Below are 19,065 nucleotides of genomic sequence, written 5' to 3'. Positions count from 1 at the left end.
GTTTCTAATCATAAAAAATTTGCTAAAAAAGCTGCGCGAAGTCGAAGACTTCGCGCAGCTTTTTTTATTTTTGGTCCCTCAATTAAACAGAATCAGTAAAAACCATGAAAAAAATTATATGCCTGCTCGCTTTGTATTCAGGTTCATTCTATCAGTCGCAAACCAACAGATTTATTTATGAACTTCAGTACAGGAAAGACGGTTCTGAAGAGTACAGACACAATCTTATGAATCTTGATATCAGTCCGAAATCTGTCAAGTTTTATGATAAAAAATTTGCAGACTATGATTCCATCAATAAAAAGGCAAATACCGCTGTTTCGAGATACAGTACAAAAACCGATCAAGTTGTTGAAAGAGCACCCAATTCATTTAAAAACAAATGGTACAGAGACTTCTTCGAGTATTTCGTAGTGAATACCAATGATGAAATGAACTGGAAACTGCTTCAGGAAACCCAGCAATACAACGGCTATAAGCTTCAGAAAGCAACGACCGATTTCGGAGGAAGAACATGGAATGCATGGTTTTGCAATGAAGTAAACATTAAAGAGGGTCCGTATAAATTCAGAGGACTTCCGGGCCTGATCTTTATTTTGGAAGACACGGATAAAAATTTCATCTATAAACTGATCAGCAATAAAAAACTGGACACCGAATATGATACCAGAGAATTCGTAGAAACCCATTACGGTAAACCGGCTCTTCCTATTTCTAACGAGAAATTCAACAAGTACATCGAAGAGTTTTACGAAAACCCAACAAGGACGTTAGCAGAAAGCATAAAAAACGGCCAGAAAACCTCTTTTAAGAACGAAAGTATAGAAACTATTGAAGAGCTCAACAGCAAAAGAGCAATGCTTCAAAACGGGATAAAAAGCCGCTACATTTACATTGAAAGGGATAAGGAGCCTTCTTTTAAAACGAAATAATAAATTGAATTCGGCGAAGTCTTCGACTTCGCCGAATTCAATTTATATCAATCACCCAACTCTTTTCCCTAAAATCGTCAAACTCCTTTCTATCCCGTCCAGAACCGCTACATCTGGAAACATACCCCATTCTTGAAACCCGAAATGTCTGAAAAGTTTCATACTGGCTTCATTATGAGAAAAGATAAATCCGAGAAGTGTTTTTATTCCTAAGCCGGGTGCCCGGTCAATGCAGTATTCCATCACTTTTTTCCCAAAGCCTTTTCCTCTGCAGGATTCGTCCAGATAGATACTCATTTCAACCGTTCCATTGTACGCAGGTCTTCCATAAAATGAAGAAAAGCTTACCCATCCAACTGTTTCATGATCATTTTCAATAATCCAAAGCGGTCTTGTTTCAGGATTGTGTTCTCCAAACCATTCTTTTCTGCTTTCTACAGACACATTTTCAGTATCTGCCGTCACCAGTCTTGAAGGAATGGTAGAATTGTAGATCTCAACAATCTTTTCTAAATCTTTCAGATCAGCATTTCTGAATTGTAAGTCTTGCATTATAGGTTCGGCTTTTTCCCTACAAAAATAAGAAGTAAAAAACTTTTAAGAGTAGAGATTCAATCAATAATTGCAACTAATGTTGGGATGGAAGTTGGAAGAGGGAGGATGGAGGCTACTGTTCGGCTTTCATTTAAACAACCGGGTTAAATTTAGTAAAGTAAAAACATTACTAGCTGTGTTTTCGTACTCAACAACTCCCATCCTCCATCTTCCTTACTTTATTGACCCAAATTCTTCAGTGTCCTGTTCAGACTTCTCACCGTAATTCCCAGGTAAGCCGCCATATCTTCCTTTGAGATCTCAATTCCCTCCTGTTTCTGTAATTCAAGAAGTTGTGCTAAAGTGTGCTCAGCTGCATATAATTGTTGGTATGAAGCTCTTTTGGAAGTATTAACAATTCGTTCAGCAAAAACATCCAATAGGAGATTGTTAAACGAAAGATCACTTTTGACTAAAGTTTTGAAATACGGTATAGCGATAGCATAAACGATGACATCGGTTACTGCTTCAATGCTACAGAGACAGGGAATATTACGGATCTGTTCTATTTCGCCGATGATCTCTCCTTTTCCCAGAAATTCAATAATATATTCTTTGTCGTTGTCTTCAACTAAAAAACATTTCGTAATACCTTCTTTAATGAGCATTATTTTTGAAGGATTTTCATTCTGGGTCAATATTCTTTCCCCTTTGGAAAAAGGTCTTATGATGATATCTTCTTTACGTTCCTGCTTTTCGTAAAGGTCTTCTACATAGTTTAAAAACAACTGGTTGGTCCTTAGCATATCTTATCCGGGACAAATGTCCTTTTCTAATTGAATTTTTATACTGAATTTTGTCGGGAGAAAAATACAAAAGTAAAATGAATAATCACATAACGACCATCGCCTTTGACGCAGATGACACCCTTTGGATCAATGAACCTTATTTTCAGGAAGCAGAAAAGGAATTCTGTGTGCTGCTCGAAGATTATCTGCCACAGCATTCCGTATCTCAGGAATTATTTAAAACCGAAATGCAGAACCTTCATCTGTATGGTTACGGTGTCAAAGGTTTTATGCTCTGTATGATTGAAACGGTGAGCAGGGTTTCCGGTGGTACCGCATCGATGCAGTTGATCAACCGGACTATTGAAATCGGTCAGGAACTTCTTCAGAAACCCATAGAATTGTTGGATGATGTTACTGAAACATTGGATGCATTAAAAGGAAAGTTCAGGCTGGTAGTCGCCACAAAAGGAGATCTGCTGGATCAGGAACGAAAGCTAAAAAATTCAGGACTGCAGGAATATTTTCACCATATTGAAATTATGAGTGACAAGAAGAAAAGTGATTATCAAAAGCTGTTGAAACATCTGGATTGTCAACCTGAACACTTCCTGATGCTTGGAAATTCTATCAAATCAGACATTCTGCCCGTCCTGGAAATCGGAGGTTTTGCAGCACATATTCCTTATCATGTGACTTGGAGCCATGAACAGCATGAACACCATCTGGAGCATGAGCATTTTATGGAGCTGAAGAGTATTGATGAAGTGTTGAAGTACTTATAAAAATGCCTGCTCAAATGAGCGGGTTTTGTTTTACTTTTTGGTACAGGTTTTCTACTTCAATATTATTTTTCCATCCTCCGGATTTATACATTGAGATAATAATCATTTTTTCAAATTCAGCTAATGTTCGGGAAGCGCCATTTACCGTTGCTCCTTTCCAGGGACTGTCGTTTCCGGGAATCACATATTCGATCCTGTATTCACCGTAATAATTGGACCTAAATGCATTAATCACTATATAATAATCTGAATCCTTATGATCATTATTAAATAAAAGTAATGATGCATGAGAAGTTAATCCATACAAAACAGTTTCCTTAAACATGCTATTGATGGACTCCATAACTTCCAGCATTGGTGTTCCACCATCTCCTATTTGATCTTCAGGTTTTGGGATAAACTCTTTGTAAAACTCCTCTAATGTTGCTTTTTTTTGTTCAAAACGTCTAACTATTGGCATGATAAAAATTATTGTGGGAAATTAAAAATTATAGGATTATTTTTCATCAGATTATTTACCGCTAAACTTCAAATATTTCTTTATCTCTTCAGAATTATACTTTTTTTCAAAGTAAGCCAGTTTATCATGATATTCCGGATGTTTTCTTTTTATGAAAAAATATGACTCAGTAATCAGTTCTACCAAATTCTGTGATGAAGACGGATTATCAAGTACTATCCTGTCAAATTTTACTAAAACGGAATCAATCTCCTTCATTGTCCATTTTGATTCCTTAGTACCAAATAGCTGAATGAAATTTAAAAGCTCATGCTTAGTTTTAATACTGGCTTTATGCTTCCTGTAAACCTCTGTAGCTTTTATATTATCTTTTTCCAAAAAGACCATCTTGTAAAGTTCATCCGCTAAATGTGAGTTCGATCCTACACAACCCTGAATAATAGTAATGGGTTCATTATTTTTCAGATAAGAATCAAACAGCTGGCTTAATGTCTTAAGCTTTCTATTGAAAACAGCATATGAACCATACGCTTTAGCTACAGGATTTCCATTAAAAGCAATATATTCCACTTCTTGATCAGAGGCTTTTTTATCGATCTCTTTAAACAATTTATAGACTTCGCTTTCAGATCCTCCATACCCAATAGCAGCAGATTCAACACGTTTACTCTTTGATAATTCGTCATACAATTGCTTGATTTCAGGAGATAATTGCCCAAAACCAAAAGCAGGAATCAAAAATAATAGAGAGGTTATTTTCATCATGGTTAGTATAGAAAAGGAATTAAAAAGCCCGTTCCAATCATGAACGGGCTTTCTCTCAAAATATTTTATTTCTTCAAACACTTCTCAAGGAACTGATCCTGTTCCCATAAAAGGTGTAGAATATTTTCTTTAGCCACATAACCGTGGGCTTCTTTTGGAAGAAGAACCATTTTCACAGGAGCTCCCAAGTTTTTCAGAGCCTGGAAATATCTTTCCGTCTGCAGAGTGAAAGTTCCCGGATTATTATCCGCATCACCATGAACCAAAAGCATTGGTGTTTTCATTTTGTCTGCATTCATGAACGGAGACATCGTGTTATAGATCTCCGGAATATCCCAGTAATTTCTCTGCTCGCTCTGGAAACCAAATGGAGTCAGCGTTCTGTTGTAGGCTCCACTTCTTGCAATACCACACGCAAAAAGCTTGGAATGAGTCAATAAGTTAGCCGTCATAAAAGCACCATAAGAATGTCCTCCAACAGCTACTTTTTTCTTGTCAATATATCCTAACTGATCCACCGCATTGATCGCCGCTTCAGCGTTGGCTACCAACTGTGGAATGAAAGTATCATTCGGTTCTGTTTTTCCTTCCCCGATGATCGGGAATGCAGCGTCATCCAGTACTGCATAACCTTTCGTGGTCCAGTATACGAAAGATCCGTAGTATGGGAACGTAAAGTCATTCGGATTCTGGGTATTCTGACCTGCTGTATTTTTATCTTTATATTCTGTCGGGTAAGCCCAGATCAGTAAAGGAAGTTTTTCTTTCTTAGCTTTTCTATCGTAATTGGCAGGTAGATAAAGGGTTCCTGTCAAAGTAACTCCATCATTTCTTTTGTATGTGATCACTTCTTTGTAAACATCTTTAATACTTTCAAAAGGATTTGCAAATTGAGTTACGGCTTCTGCTTTATTCGATTTAATATTCTTTTTAAAATAGTTCGGGTAAAGGCTTGGCGACTGTTGAGTCGTTAAGATTTCACCTTTAGACACATTAAGAATATCAATGATTTCTTCTTTACCATTCTTTACGTTGGAAGTGTAGAGTCTTTTCTTTTTAAGCGATTTCACGTCCATTTCGTCGATGAAAGGATGCTGTCCGTCTTTGGTAAATCCGTCCCCGATCAGGTAGGTCTTTCCTCCTTTCATATCAATGACATACCTTCCATACTGGTTTTTCGTCGTATTAAAATTCCCCGGATCACTGTAAACATCCTGATAATTTCTGTCATCAAAAACTTTAGACTCGCCATTATTAAGATCTACAAGGTAAGATTTTGTATTCCTTGTGTCATACCAGCCTTCAGAAACTACGGCATAGTGATCATTGGTCCAGCTTACGCCTTCATATCTCTGTTTTGTCTTAAAGAATGATTTTGGAGCGGCAGCAAACGGTGCTTCCCACGTAAAGATTTCATCTCTATATTCAGCAGGTTTAGACTGGTCACCTCCATCCAATGCCTGAGCATATAATAAGGTTGCCGGTACATCACTTCTCCAGCCCATGCTTCTTTTCCCTTCTCTTACAGACGAAAATCCTTTCGGCATGATTTCATTCAATGGAACGTCGTTTACTACTTTTACAGCATTTCCTTTCATATCATAAACGGTAGCTGTCAATGGGAATCTGCTTAACGGAACAATATATGAGAACGGTTTTTTAATGACCGTAGTCATTAAGTAATTTCCGTCAGGAGAAAAGCTTAAACCGGAATACATATCCTGATCTTTCACTTTTTTTAGGTTTCCACTAAGGTCTACGTTATAAATTTCAGAAGCTGTAAGAACCTCAAAGTTCTTTTCATCCTGAGGATTTTTCAAGAGATCCTGATACGTTCTGTTTTGAGAAACTTTACCATCTGCCGTAGACACAATAGGTCCCGTAGGAAGGTCTTTGCTGGCATCTATCAGCGCTGGTCTGTTCTGAGGAAGCGTTCTGATCAGGATGCTCTGAGAATCATTGTACCAAACGTAAGGAGATCCCAAGTTGGCATTCAGATTATCAGACGTCAATTTTTTAGCGGTGGCCGTTTCCATATCTACGATCCAAAGCTCTACTCCTTTCGCAGTGGTATTGGTAAAGGCCAGTTTCTTTTCGTCCGGTGAAAATGAAGTATACGTAATTTTGGCATTGGCAGGCAGGTTGCTCACCTGAACTTCGTTTTTATCATTTATCTTTCTGATCTTCAGATTATTCGAATAGGTAGCACTGCTCGAAATATTGGTGACCGGATTGATTCTTAACCCCGCAAGTTTCATTTCCTGCTGGTTAAGATCTTCCAGTGTTTTATAAGTTGGACGGTACGTGAAAACCACCCAGTCTTTTTTGCTGTTCATCAGAACGCTTGGGGGTCTTTCGTAATCTGCCAGTTTCAGAATCTCGGCAGAAGGTTTTTGGTAGGTAATACTCTCCTGTGCATCATAGAAATTGAGAAATGCCAGAAGGCAAATAGTCAGTTTTATCTTCATATAAATTCATTTCTACGAATGTAGTGATTTTTGGAATATAACTAAAACAGTTAATTTTAATACATGAAATTGTGATATAATTAAATAATTTTATATTAGCAACATCAAATAATCAAAATACTTACTATGAACAATCTAAAGAAATTATCTAAAGGAGATTTAAAAACAATTATTGGAGGGCAAGTACCTTCATGTCCTACAGGATACAGGCCATGCGTGGCTGGAATAGATGAAAATGACATCATTAAATGGACCTGTGTTTGGTCTTCACTGCCATGTAAACCTTAATAAAAACAAAAAAGAGCATTAGCTGTCTAATGCTCTTTCTTTTGTATTGTAAAGACCGTTTTACCAGTCTGAAGCTCTTCTTCTTTTTTCTATCATATGATCCACCGATACTTTTCCGGCGCCGAACGCCATCAGGAGAAGATAAACGGACAGATAAATAAGACTCATTTCTCTTTTCTCAAAAGGATCTGCTCCATGAACCATAAAAGCAGCTATAACCATTGTAAAGATCAGAAAACCTAAAGAAATTCTTGTAAAAAGTCCTAATATAAGGAGTATTGAACAGGCAAATTCAGCAATGACCGTAAGAACCAGAGTCACCAAAGGACCTAATCCTAAAAAGTCATAAAATTCTATTTTACCGCCTTCCAGAAGCATCTGAAGCTTAGGAAAACCGTGAGAAAGCATAGCAAAACCTACAAACACTCTCACAACGAATAAAATAATATCTTTAGGTACTGAGCTGGAATTTGACTTGAAATAGTTCATTTACTAAAAATTTAGACTAAGGTAATAAAAATCTTTTAATAGAACGGAATCGCAAGCGTTTTTAGTTTATCTGTACCCGAAATTTTTCAGATCCCTGTCGTTTTTACGCCAGTCTTTTTTCACTTTCACAAAAAGATTCAAATGTATTTTCTTGGAAAAGAATTTTTCCAGATCCAGCCTGGCTTCAGTTCCTACTTTTTTGATGGCCTCTCCTTTGTGTCCGATGATAATTCCTTTTTGGGTATCTCTTTCCACATAGATAATAGAATCAATGAAAATAATTCCTTCTTTTTCTTTAAACTGCTCGGTTACCACCTCTACAGAATAAGGAATTTCTTTCTCATAGTTTAAAAGAATTTTTTCACGGATCGCCTCGTTTACGAAAAATCTTTCAGGCTTATCGGTGTACTGTTCCTTGTCATAATAAGGAGGGTTCTCCGGAAGCAGAGATCTTAATTTCGGCAGAATGATATCCGTATTGAAAGCATTCAGGGCAGAAATAGGAAGGATCTCAGCTTTTGGAATCCTGTTGTGCCATTCTTCTACCAGTTTTTCAAGTCCTTCCTGGTTGGTCTGATCTACTTTATTCAGCAGAAGCAATACCGGAACCGGGATCTTGTTCAGTTTATCAATTAAAAATTCTGAAGGTTCAGCTTTGTCAGTGACGTCTACAATGAATAAAAATACATCGGCATCCTGTAAAGAATCCTTTACAAAATCCATCATTTTCTCCTGAAGACCATACTTCGCGTCTAAAACTCCGGGAGTATCTGAAAATACGATTTGCAGGTCCTCTTCATTATAAATTCCAAAAATTCTGTGGCGGGTTGTCTGAGCCTTCTGCGTTACTATCGCCAGTTTCTCTCCCATTAACTGATTTAATAAGGTAGATTTTCCGGCATTAGGCTTTCCGACTATGTTTACAAATCCAGCTTTATGCATATAAATAATATTACGAACTGCAAAGTTAGTAAAAACAAAACTGGTCTTCACGGTATAAGTCGCTTTTTAAAAAAGAAAAAAGCCCAATCTCATTAAAAAATCCGCGGATGCTATTAATTTGGAGGATTCATTCCTATATTTATCTACTAATTTAGAAATTGAATACAATTCAGTTGTATTACATCTCCTAAAACCAATACTTTTGACCTTATAATTCACTTTATGGATATAGACCAGATCCTTGACCGCATTGATGTACTTCCGGAAGCCTCCAAAGCCTCTCTGAAAAAGCATATCACGGAAGTATCACATCCCAAATCGTTCTGCCTTATGGAAGCGGATAAGATCATTCCTCATATCTATTTTATCAGAAAAGGGATTGTGCGTGCCTATGCTTCTACTGCCGACAATGACATTACGTTCTGGTTCGGGAGCGAAGGGGAAACCATCGTCTCCATGAAAAGCTATGTGGAAGATAAACCGGGCTACGAGAGCATTGAACTTCTCGAAGACTGCGATTTATACATTCTGGAAACGGAAAGCCTGCGAAAACTCTTCAACGAGGATATTCATATTGCCAACTGGGGACGAAAATTTGCAGAAAAAGAATTGGTGAAAACGGAAGAACTCATTATTTCAAGACAGTTTAAAACATCCCTGGAACGTTATAAAGATCTGATGACCCACAAAACGGATCTTTTGAAAAGAGTTCAGCTGGGCCATATTGCTTCTTATCTTGGAATTACACAGGTAAGTTTGAGTAGAATTCGTGCGGAGATTAAATAGAAAGGCTGGAAGCTGGAAGAGGGAGGCTGGAAGTTACTGGTAGTCATTCATTTTTAACAGCTTCCTTAAAAATAAATACATTTTGCACTGCAGTTGATCTTTCGGATGGAATAACTTCGGTCTTCTGGTTTCCTGACAAATAAATCTTTTTTTAACAAATGTAAAATCTTTTCTCCTTTCAAATGCGGAAATTAGCAGGAGAGAAAATCAAAAAAAATGAATTGGATTATTTTAATCATCGCCGGAATATTTGAGGTGGCCTTTGCGTCATGCCTGGGAAAAGCCAAAGAAAGCTCCGGATCTGAGATGTATTACTGGTACGCCGGATTTCTGGTAACCATGACGATCAGTATGGTATTGCTGATCAAAGCTACCCAAACACTGCCTATCGGAACAGCTTATGCGGTTTGGACGGGAATAGGTGCGGTAGGAACTGCCCTGATGGGAATTTTCTTTTTTAAGGATCCTGTAAGCTTTTGGAGAGTATTTTTCATCATGACCTTAATCGGTTCTGTTGTAGGATTGAAATCTGTTTCTCACTAAGACCGACTCAACGACTTCTATCTATATTAAATATCCCCGTCTTCGAATATGAAGACGGGGATATTGTTTTATTTCTTGAAAACAACAGGTAAGATTTCATTGTGTCTCAGCCCGTATTTTTTGATTTCTTCTTCTGAAAAATTCTGTGAATAGAAGTTCGGTTCGGTTTCAAAACCGGCTTTCCTCAACCGATCAAAATAATCCATTCCATACCAGCGGACGTGGTCATACTGGCCGAAATGCTTCTGACGTTCTTTAGGATCTTTAATGGTGAAATCTTCATAGGTTTTCTCCAGAGAATTCCTCATCGGAACCTGAAAAATCCCCCAACCTCCCGGCCTCATCACCCTGTAAAGTTCGCTTATGGCTTTAGCATCATCTTCTATATGCTCCAAGACATGGTTGCAGAAAACAACATCAAAGCTTTCATCAGCGAACGGTAAATCAAGGATATCCGCTTTCACGTCTACAATAGGGGAATAAAGATCTGCAGAAATATAATCCAGATTTTTCATCATCTTAAATTTCCTCAGAAACTCCTGCTCGGGAGCAATATGCAGAACCTTGGCATTCTTAATAAAAAAATCAGTATCATTCTGAAGATACAGCCACATCTGGCGGTGTCTCTCCAAACTTAGGGTTCCCGGAGATAAAGCATTTTCACGCTGTTTTCCATAACCGTACGGAAGAAATTTCCGGTAAGATTTTCCATCAATAGGATCAAAAAAATTATCACCTTTGAAAAACTGATAGATAAGAGGTCTCGCCCAGATACTCATTTTAATAAGCATCGGACGGGGTATTTTATTCAGTAAAAGTTTGGTTACTTTTTTCATTAAAAATCCAATTGGAATGGCTTCTCTTCATCACTTACGATTCCTAGAGCTTCGTAAACGTATTTGAATGTGGAAAGCAGTACCGGCTTACCATTGATTACCGCTACATCATGCTCAAAGTGTGCAGAAGGCAGATTATCAAGAGTCGTTACTGTCCAGCCGTCGTTATGGAATTTCACTTTTTCTGTTCCAAGATTCACCATGGGCTCAATTGCGATGGCAAGACCGTCTTTGATGACTTTTCCGCTTCCCTGTCTTCCGTAATTCGGAACCTGTGGATCTTCGTGCATCTTTCTTCCAAGACCGTGTCCTACAAGCTCTTTCACTACGCCATAACCTTCTTTTTCACAGTGTGACTGGATTGCATGGGAGATATCTCCGATTCTTTTTCCTCTCATACACTGCGCGATACCTTTGTAAAGGGATTCTTTGGTTACCTGCAATAATTTTTTAACTTCAGGTTTCACTTCCCCGATCTCAAAGGTATAGGCATGATCTCCTACGAAACCGTTCAGGATAACTCCGCAGTCTACGGAAAGAACATCTCCTTCCTGGATAATATCATTGTTGGGAAAACCGTGAACTACCTGATCATTGGGAGAAATACACAAAGAATTCGGGAAACCGCCATATCCTAAGAAAGCAGGTTCAGCTCCGTGATCTTTGATAAAATCATGAGCCAGCTTATCAAGATACAAAGTATTGATTCCCGGTTTTATTTCTTTAGCAAGCATTCCCAGTGTTTTTGAAACCAGGTGCGCACTCTCCTTCATGAGGCGTAATTCCTCTATTGTTTTTAATTGAATCATTCATATTGTTACATTATTAAATTGTTTCTGTATTAATTTACCAATGTATGAATGTACCAGTGTAACAATCTCACTAACAGATTATTGTTACATTATTACATTGCTATATTGTTACATTATTAAATTGTTTCTGTATTAATTTACCAATGTATGAATGTACCAGTGTAACAATCTCACTAACAGATTATTGTTACATTATTACATTGCTATATTGTTACATTATTAAATTGTTTCTGTATTAATTTACCAATGTATGAATGTACCAGTGTAACAATGTGACCAACAGATTATTGTTACATTATTACATTGCTATATTGTTACATTATTAAATTGTTACATTATAAAACCTACCAGAAAAGTCCTTTTTTCTTTTCTTTTTTAAGTTTTGAATAAGCCAGCACTTCTTTTCCTTCTACACGGAATTCTATTCTGTCCTGGATGATATTATAAATTTCGCCCCAGCCTGGAAATCCTCCTAAGTTTCTGTCATCAATGAACCAGTCTGCATCTAATTTTCTTGATTGATTTTCAGAATCGAAAACTTCACCTTCAAAGCTTGAGTTCACCGCATAAAACTCAATTCCATTTTTTTGGCAGAATTCTACGGCTTCATCTAACGTTTTTCCGTGTCTGTAGGTCCAAAGGATTAGTCTGTACCCTTCTGCCTGAAGTCTTTTTAAGGTTTCGAAAGCGAAAGTTTTTGTTTTTCCAATTGCCGGATATGCGTCATCCACGATGGTACCATCAAAATCAACAGCAATTTTTTTATTATTTAACATTTTGTACCTTTTTTAGCTTTGCAAAGATAAGAAATAAAAAGAGTGCCGAAAACGATGGCACTCTTAAGTTTTATAATTTAATGATAATCCGGAATTAGCTTTTCACCCATTTAAACTGGAACTGAAGATCCGGAGTTGAAATTCTGTCTGTAATTTTCTGAAGTCTTCCTGGAAGTTTCATCAGATATTCCTGTGCTTTTTCAGCTTTTTCAGTAAGTCCTTTTACATGCTCAATCTTCCATTCATCTAGAAGGTCTGATAGGATATTGATGTAGTCATTTCCTGTATACACCATACATCTCTGTGCTGCATCTGAGAAATGTCCCCAAAGCTCTCCTGCTTTCTGACCAGACTGTCTCATCATGTGAGCCGGCATTACGATCTTTTTACGCATCATATCTTCAAATGCAAGAATCATTTCCGAAGGATCTATTTCTAAAATTTTGGTAACGAAATGTTTGTAGGCTTTTGCATGTCTTGCTTCGTCTGCAGCAATTACCCCACACATTTTCGCCAGTTTTCCGTTTCCGGACTGTTTAGCCAACGTTCCTACTCTTCTGTGAGAGATATTGGTTGCCGTTTCCTGAAAACTCGTATAAACGAAGTTTCTGTAAGGGTCCATGCTTGTTCCCAAATCGAAACCGTCATTAATTAAATATTGAGTGGTTACTTCCAGTTCTCTCATGTTGACTCTTCCACACAAATAAAGATATTTGCTCAAAAGGTCACCATGTCTGTTTTCTTCACCGGTCCATGCTCTGATCCAGTTGGCCCAGCCAATTTCATTTTTTTCCTGATCTATTCCGTCTACACCCATCAACCATGATTCATAAGAAGGCAATGCCTCCTCTGTGATACAGTCTCCAATCAACGTTACAAAAAGATCGTAAGGCATTTCACGGGCATACGTCTGAATTTCTTCAAGATCATATTTAAAATCAGCGCTTGACGGATCCGGAAGATAATCGGAAGGCTGCCAGATTTTCTCAATTGGCGTTAAAAATTTATCGAGAAAAGAACCCACCTCCTTTTCCAATATTCCCATTACTTCTTTTCTGACAAGCTTTTGATACATTTTACTATATGGATTTTAATTTACAAAGATATGATTTATTTATTATTTGCCGCATAATAACATATGCAACCCATACCATGACTGACATAAATCATACAAAAATGCCGCCATCTATATAATAACGGCATTTTTGGGACATTATTATTGAATTTTTAGCTGACTAAAATATCACCTGTCATTATTTCCGGAATTTCCACTCCCATTACTTTTAAAATAGTCGGAGCAACATCCCCCAGTTTTCCGGGTTTCAGATTCCAGGTATGCTCTTTATCCATTACAATAAATGGCACCAGGTTCGTTGAATGCTGTGTGTTTGGCGTTCCATCCGGATTGATCATCACATCTGAATTTCCGTGATCTGCCAGAATAAATACGGCATATCCGTTCTCATAAGCGGCTGTTGCTACTTTTTCAATACATTGATCTACAGTTTCTGCAGCTTTTACAGCGGCTTCAAAAACTCCGGTGTGTCCTACCATATCGGTATTGGCAAAATTCAGACAAACAAAATCTGTTGTTCCGTTTTCAAGCTCGGGTACAATAATATTTGTAATGTCATAAGCAGACATTTCCGGCTTAAGGTCATAGGTAGGAACATCTTTCGGGCTCGGGCAAAGAAGCCTTCTTTCGCCGTTGAACTCTTCCTCTCTACCTCCGGAGAAAAAGAAAGTTACGTGAGGATATTTTTCCGTTTCTGCAATTCTGATCTGTGTTTTGCCGTTTCTTTCAAGGATTTCTCCCATTGTTTCCTTTAATACTTCTTCATCAAATACCACCTGAACATTCTGGTAGGTTTTGTCATAATTGGTTAACGTAATATAATGAAGGTTCAGTTTACGCATAAAGAAATCCGGAAAATCTTTCTGAGTAAGAACTTCCGTAATCTCACGACCTCTGTCTGTACGGAAATTGAAGCAGATCACCACATCGCCATCAATAATTTTAGCTACCGGAACGATATTTCCTGTTTCTGTAGTATGAACAAGGATAATAGGTTTTAAAAACTCATCGGTCACATTATTATCGTAAGAAGATTTAATGGCAGCTAAAGCATCTGTAGTCTGAACTCCGATTCCGTCTACCATGGCATCATAAGCCAGTTTTACACGCTCCCATCTCTTATCACGGTCCATAGCGTAGTATCTTCCGATCACGGTTGCCAGTTTACCTACCGTGGTTGCCATATGATCCTGAAGTTCTTCTATAAATCCAAGTCCTGAATGCGGGTCACAGTCTCTTCCGTCTGTAAATGCATGGACGAAAACATTTTCATGCAGTCCGAATTCCTGAGCGGCTGTTAATAAACCTTTCAAGTGATTGATATGTGAGTGCACCCCTCCATTAGAAACCAATCCGATGAAGTGGAGTTTTTTATTTTCTTTTTTCGCGTATTCAAAGGCATCCTGAATGATCTGCTGCTGTCCCAGTGTTCCGTTTTCCACGGCCATATTCAGTTTTACAAGATTCTGATAAACCACTCTTCCTGCGCCCAAATTCATGTGCCCTACTTCAGAGTTCCCCATCTGTCCTGCGGGAAGTCCTACCGCCAGACCGCTGGCTTCAAGTGTGGTATGTGGATATTTTTGATAACAGCTGTCTATAAATGGAGTGTTTGCTTTGTCTAAGGCAGAAACTTCTGGATTTGTTCCCAGTCCCCATCCGTCAAGGATTGCTAATATTGCTTTTTTTGACATTTCGTATAACTTTTTGTTACACAAATTTACCTAATTTCCTATGAATGGAAGAATTTGAGAGGTTTATTTTAAAAACATTCTGGTAAAAATGGTACATATTATTAGTAAAGAATCTACGAATAATTTGCTTTTTTGATCTCGCGCGGATTTCGCTGATGGGGCAGATTTTTAAATTTTATTTGGTTTGAATGATTGTGGTTATTTGTGGAAATTATTTGTAGAGCTGTAACTAAGTTCTGTTTTTTTTAACCTCAGACTGTACAGATTTTCACAAATGAATGGGTTTTATTTGATGTGAATGATCGTGGTTGTTTGTGGAATCATTTGTAATACCAGAGCTAAGTATTGTTTTTATTTTTTTTTAACCTCGCATTTCGTAGATTTTCACGCATGATTGAGGTTGTTCATGTGAATGAGTAGTGCTATTTGTGAAAAATTATTTGTGATATTTGTGTTTAAACATTTAATTTTGCTTTATGGATTTACGAGATCAGTTAAAGAACCTTTTTCCTGAGCATGAGGAGAAGGATTTTGAAATGCCTAAAGAAGAATTTAAGCAGCATGAACCTTTGGTGTGCAAATTTGAGAAGAAAGGCAGAAACGGTAAGCCTGTAACAATTGTTGAAGGTTGGGAAGGCAGTGAGGAAGATTTAAAGAAAATCTCAAAAAAAATAAAAACCACCTTGGGAATAGGCGGTTCAGAAAAAGACGGAACGATTATTATTCAGGGCGATAATCGTGATAAGATCATGGATATCCTTAAAGAAATGGGATATAAAACCAAAAGAGTCGGCGGATAGATCTAGAAATAGATCTGGGTTTCCGGCATCAGGCTTTTTAACCGTTCAATCTTTGCTTTTTCTATAGGGTTTCCTTTAAGAATAAGGGTTTTAAGCTTTTTCAGCCTGGCTATTTCTACAGGAATGTCTTTCAGATTATTATTGGCCAGATTCATACTGGTTATATTTTTCAGTCCCTTTATTCCAGGGGATATTTCTGTGATATGATTGTCACTTGCATTCAAAAATTCAAGATTCTGAGCCTTGAAGAGGTTTTCCGGCAGCTTTACAATAGCATTCTGCTGCAGCTCCAGGTATTTTAAATGTTTAGGAAAAGACAAGTTTCCCAGGTCATTAATCTGGTTTTCGGATAAATTCAGAAATTTCAGATTTTTAATTCTGTATAAACGGTCAGCGATGCTGCTGATCTGGTTTCCCTGAAGGTTAATTTCTTCCAAAGCAGGAATTTCCATCAATGCTTCGGGAAAAACATTGAGGTTATTGGCATCAAAATGCACTGCTTTTAAGTTTTGAAGCTTTGCTACATTGGGATTGATGCTTGTCAGGCTATTGAGATTCATGGAGAATGTATTCAGCTTTTTCAGGTTTCCTATTTCATCAGGAATATATTTAATACTGTTTTCATTCACATTTAAAATCTCCAGTTCACTTAAAGCAAAGATCTCCTGATCCATTTTCTCAAGCTTATTTCCCATGATATTCAGAAAGAACAGGGAGTTCAGTTTCGAGATCTGCGGAGGAAGGTTAAACAATCCTTTTTCCCGGAAACTCATGCTGTAAACAGTCTTTTTACTGCTTAAAGCCTCGTCGATATTGGTAAACGTAGGATATTTTACAGGATCGATCTGTGCCTTAGCGAGACAGATTGAGAGTACGGAAATCAATAGTACAAGCTTTTTCATAGAGATAAATTTCGGGCGGCGGCGGAGCCGCCGCCCGAAATGAGTATTAATAATTTACTTTTTTACTAATTTCACAGTTTTCTGGAAACCTCCTTCTGCTTCGATACTCAGAACCAAAATACGGGATCCTTCAAGCTGATGGGTAAAGTCCAGATCTAATGATCTGTTCAGTCCGCTGAATTTCTTCGTGTAAACGATTTTTCCATCCAGGCTGTATGCTGTTACAGAAATGTCTTTCAATCCTTTTGGTGAATTGATCTTAACCATTCCTGAAGTAGGATTCGGAGCTACCTCAACAGTAGTTTCTGCATTATGGTTTTCAATGGTTCCCAATGACCCTGCTGTTCCTAAGTTTTGTTTTAAAGCAACAACAATCGTAGCTGATTTTCCTCTGTAGTCAATTGTGTTTCCTGTAGCATCGATATCTGTAGAAATCGTAGAATCCGGATGCTGGATAGAGAAGAAACCAAATTTGTGATCAGGGGTAAATGTCAATCCTGTTGGCTCAGAACCTGCCGGCATTGAAGCGAACAGTCTGACTTTAGGATTAGCCTGTGTATGATCTGGAGCAATCACCCAGATGTAATTTTTCCCACCATCCTGAAGAACCCAAAGGTTTCCAAGTTCGTCAAACGTCAGGTTATCATTTCCATCACCCCAAGCTTCGGTTTTCATTCCCTGTGGCGTGTTGAAAGAATACGTTGTAGAAGCACCTCCTACAAAAGTTTCTACCTGAGAAGCCGTAGTTCCGTTATCCTGAAGACGGTATACTTTATCCAAACCTTTTGCCGTAAAGTAGATTTTTCCATCCAATGGGCTGATGTCTACATCTTCCACTCCGTTGAATCTCGTTCCGCCTAACGTCTGGGCAAGAGATGTCGTGTTATTCTGATCTGCTTTTATTTTATTAGGAACCTGAATCCATGTCGCTGTAGTTCCTACCGGATCTCCTGAAGCGCTTAATCCCTGATCTAATTTTAATACATAAAGATTTCCTGAAGCAAGGTTGTTCGGCGTATCCATTATATATTTATACACCATGTGTGTACCGCCATCTTCTCCGTAATACGCTGTAGTTCCTGCATTATTTACCACAACATTCTCGTGGTTCATAATTCCCATCTGCCAAAGTTTTCCTTTGGATCCGTCTGTATTTTTAGAAACAACCTGAGCCGTAGCCGGATCGATTTCCACTAACCATCCGTAATCTTTGTAACCATCACTGTTTACATCATTGGAAGTCACAGATTCTTCTGCCGTAACAATAGTTCCCCAAGGTGTAACGCCACCTGAACAGTTTCTGATCGTCTGAACCAAACTTGGATCTGAGAAGCTTACCGCTCTTGATCTGGTCAGCTGCCAAAGTTTTGTAGAGGCATTGTAATTAATTTCAGCCATCGTTACTCCTCCAGGATTCGTTTCGTGGTTGACGGAAAGATATCCGTTGGTGCTGCTTCCTGTTTTGGCCACATAACCTGTAAAGTCATTCTGACCGCCTACCATTCCACCTCCTTCTGTGTAATTATCACCTTCTTTCAGGATAAGCTGGTATTTATGTTCTGCCGGAATGATTAGTTTATTGGTCTGTGCTGTAGGAACAATAGAAGTAAAACAGCTGATATGCGTTCCTGTACATGCCGGAGGAGGCGTTACAGTAGCTGTTGTTTTTAAATAAGCATCAATTCTAAGATCTGAGCTGGTTCCCGTTCTGTTGTGAAGTTCTACGGAAATCCTGTTGGTTCCGTTTATAAATTTAGATTTCGGAATAGAGAAAATGTTATAAACACTTTCTGCCGCCCCATCTATTGTTGTAACAGAAGGGGTATTGAAAGCAATAGTCCCCGCTGGCATATTGTCTCTTACTACTTCTACTCCATTCAGATACACAACGATTCCGTCATCTCTCATCACGCCCAGTTCCATATTGTCTGAAAGCGTTGCTAAATCCACTGTGAAATCTTTAGCAAAATAAGCCGCTGTAAGACCAGAGCTGATCGTAGTGGTTACCGGATCTCCATATCCTAAAGGTCCGTTTCCTGTAGCCCATGCTGAGACATCAAAAGTCTGGTCTTTCCACGGATCTGCCAAAGCCTGGTTGTTATCTTTGTAGCTCCAGGAAGAGTTCTTATTGAATAAAAACGTCTGTGCCTCTACGCTAAAGCCAGCGACCATAGCCAATGCCGCAATTGTAAGTAATTTTTTCTTCATTTCTTATGATTTATTAGACCTTGCAAAACTATTTTTTTGGCGCTGAACCTCTGTTAATAGGACTTTAAATATAGATCGGGGAATATTAATTAATTCGGAACCCAATGTTAAGGGAATTAAATAATTGTTAAATAACGCCTTTGAGTTGGAGCGTCAGAGTGTTTGAGTGTCGGAGAGTTTGT

20 protein-coding genes are annotated in these 19,065 nt (G+C 38.1%); 6 read left to right on the top strand and 14 right to left on the bottom strand.

Annotated elements, in window-relative coordinates:
• Window positions 1-104: 104 nt before the first annotated feature.
• Entirely contained in the window at window positions 105-932 is an 828-nt protein-coding gene (locus tag IW22_RS14600; RefSeq protein WP_051891249.1) for a GLPGLI family protein, read from the top strand.
• Window positions 933-983: 51 nt separating this feature from the next.
• On the opposite strand, the gene IW22_RS14595 is transcribed toward IW22_RS14600, so the two are convergent.
• On the bottom strand, window positions 984-1,484 hold the full coding sequence (locus IW22_RS14595; RefSeq protein WP_034727681.1) for a GNAT family N-acetyltransferase: 501 nt from the start codon (window positions 1,482-1,484) through the stop codon (window positions 984-986).
• Between the two features lie 221 nt (window positions 1,485-1,705).
• Complete coding sequence (locus tag IW22_RS14590) at window positions 1,706-2,272, bottom strand: Crp/Fnr family transcriptional regulator (protein WP_034727679.1); 567 nt, start codon at window positions 2,270-2,272, stop codon at window positions 1,706-1,708.
• Window positions 2,273-2,349: 77 nt separating this feature from the next.
• Between IW22_RS14590 and IW22_RS14585 the strand changes: the two genes are divergently transcribed.
• Window positions 2,350-3,039 carry an HAD family hydrolase gene (locus IW22_RS14585; RefSeq protein ID WP_034727676.1) on the top strand — a complete coding sequence of 230 codons (690 nt, stop codon included), beginning with the start codon at window positions 2,350-2,352 and terminating at the stop codon, window positions 3,037-3,039.
• Between the two features lie 10 nt (window positions 3,040-3,049).
• Here the strand turns inward: IW22_RS14585 and IW22_RS14580 are convergent, their stop codons facing one another.
• The 3 genes from IW22_RS14580 to IW22_RS14570 form a co-directional block, all read right to left on the bottom strand.
• A complete protein-coding gene (locus IW22_RS14580; protein ID WP_034727673.1) occupies window positions 3,050-3,499 on the bottom strand; it encodes a hypothetical protein in 450 nt (149 codons plus the stop codon).
• 51 nt (window positions 3,500-3,550) lie between these two features.
• Window positions 3,551-4,264 carry a hypothetical protein gene (locus tag IW22_RS14575; RefSeq protein ID WP_131401737.1) on the bottom strand — a complete coding sequence of 238 codons (714 nt, stop codon included), beginning with the start codon at window positions 4,262-4,264 and terminating at the stop codon, window positions 3,551-3,553.
• 65 nt (window positions 4,265-4,329) lie between these two features.
• Entirely contained in the window at window positions 4,330-6,732 is a 2,403-nt protein-coding gene (locus tag IW22_RS14570; RefSeq protein WP_034727666.1) for an alpha/beta hydrolase family protein, read from the bottom strand.
• Between the two features lie 126 nt (window positions 6,733-6,858).
• Between IW22_RS14570 and IW22_RS24820 the strand changes: the two genes are divergently transcribed.
• The gene (locus IW22_RS24820; protein ID WP_410492853.1) at window positions 6,859-7,020 is read left to right on the top strand and encodes a bacteriocin-like protein; all 162 of its coding nucleotides are present in this window, start codon (window positions 6,859-6,861) and stop codon (window positions 7,018-7,020) included.
• Window positions 7,021-7,080: 60 nt separating this feature from the next.
• On the opposite strand, the gene IW22_RS14565 is transcribed toward IW22_RS24820, so the two are convergent.
• Together IW22_RS14565 and era are read right to left on the bottom strand one after the other, a co-directional pair.
• Window positions 7,081-7,509, bottom strand: a complete 429-nt coding sequence (locus IW22_RS14565) for a DoxX family protein (protein ID WP_034727664.1) — start codon at window positions 7,507-7,509, stop codon at window positions 7,081-7,083.
• A gap of 66 nt (window positions 7,510-7,575) precedes the next feature.
• Window positions 7,576-8,451: a GTPase Era gene (gene era / locus IW22_RS14560; protein WP_034727661.1), complete on the bottom strand. Its 876-nt coding sequence runs from the start codon at window positions 8,449-8,451 to the stop codon at window positions 7,576-7,578.
• Window positions 8,452-8,673: 222 nt separating this feature from the next.
• Between era and IW22_RS14555 the strand changes: the two genes are divergently transcribed.
• Both IW22_RS14555 and IW22_RS14550 read left to right on the top strand, forming a co-directional pair.
• The gene (locus tag IW22_RS14555; RefSeq protein ID WP_034727659.1) at window positions 8,674-9,237 is read left to right on the top strand and encodes a Crp/Fnr family transcriptional regulator; all 564 of its coding nucleotides are present in this window, start codon (window positions 8,674-8,676) and stop codon (window positions 9,235-9,237) included.
• A gap of 216 nt (window positions 9,238-9,453) precedes the next feature.
• On the top strand, window positions 9,454-9,780 hold the full coding sequence (locus IW22_RS14550; RefSeq protein WP_034727656.1) for a DMT family transporter: 327 nt from the start codon (window positions 9,454-9,456) through the stop codon (window positions 9,778-9,780).
• Window positions 9,781-9,848: 68 nt separating this feature from the next.
• On the opposite strand, the gene IW22_RS14545 is transcribed toward IW22_RS14550, so the two are convergent.
• From IW22_RS14545 to gpmI, 5 genes are all read right to left on the bottom strand, one after another.
• A complete protein-coding gene (locus IW22_RS14545) occupies window positions 9,849-10,616 on the bottom strand; it encodes a class I SAM-dependent methyltransferase (protein ID WP_034727654.1) in 768 nt (255 codons plus the stop codon).
• Window positions 10,616-11,425, bottom strand: coding sequence for a type I methionyl aminopeptidase (gene map / locus IW22_RS14540; protein WP_034727651.1), 810 nt, complete (start codon window positions 11,423-11,425; stop codon window positions 10,616-10,618). The genes IW22_RS14545 and map overlap by 1 nt, the downstream gene beginning before the upstream one ends.
• A 347-nt stretch (window positions 11,426-11,772) precedes the next feature.
• Window positions 11,773-12,204: a BT0820 family HAD-type phosphatase gene (locus IW22_RS14535; RefSeq protein ID WP_034727649.1), complete on the bottom strand. Its 432-nt coding sequence runs from the start codon at window positions 12,202-12,204 to the stop codon at window positions 11,773-11,775.
• 94 nt (window positions 12,205-12,298) lie between these two features.
• Complete coding sequence (locus tag IW22_RS14530) at window positions 12,299-13,279, bottom strand: acyl-ACP desaturase (RefSeq protein ID WP_034727646.1); 981 nt, start codon at window positions 13,277-13,279, stop codon at window positions 12,299-12,301.
• A gap of 152 nt (window positions 13,280-13,431) precedes the next feature.
• On the bottom strand, window positions 13,432-14,973 hold the full coding sequence (gene gpmI, locus IW22_RS14525; protein ID WP_034727643.1) for a 2,3-bisphosphoglycerate-independent phosphoglycerate mutase: 1,542 nt from the start codon (window positions 14,971-14,973) through the stop codon (window positions 13,432-13,434).
• 476 nt (window positions 14,974-15,449) lie between these two features.
• On the opposite strand from gpmI, the gene IW22_RS14520 reads away from it, so the two are divergent.
• Window positions 15,450-15,773: a translation initiation factor gene (locus IW22_RS14520; protein WP_034727641.1), complete on the top strand. Its 324-nt coding sequence runs from the start codon at window positions 15,450-15,452 to the stop codon at window positions 15,771-15,773.
• Between the two features lie 2 nt (window positions 15,774-15,775).
• Here IW22_RS14520 and IW22_RS14515 read toward each other — a convergent pair whose 3' ends face one another.
• Window positions 15,776-16,675, bottom strand: a complete 900-nt coding sequence (locus tag IW22_RS14515; protein WP_034727639.1) for a leucine-rich repeat domain-containing protein — start codon at window positions 16,673-16,675, stop codon at window positions 15,776-15,778.
• Window positions 16,676-16,729: 54 nt separating this feature from the next.
• Window positions 16,730-18,883, bottom strand: a complete 2,154-nt coding sequence (locus IW22_RS14510; RefSeq protein ID WP_034727637.1) for an alkaline phosphatase PhoX — start codon at window positions 18,881-18,883, stop codon at window positions 16,730-16,732.
• Between the last annotated feature and the right edge of the window lie 182 nt (window positions 18,884-19,065).

The organism is Chryseobacterium sp. JM1 (genome assembly GCF_000737715.1).
Classification (GTDB): Bacteria; Bacteroidota; Bacteroidia; order Flavobacteriales; family Weeksellaceae; genus Chryseobacterium.
This window is presented reverse-complemented; position numbering and strand designations above follow the sequence as displayed.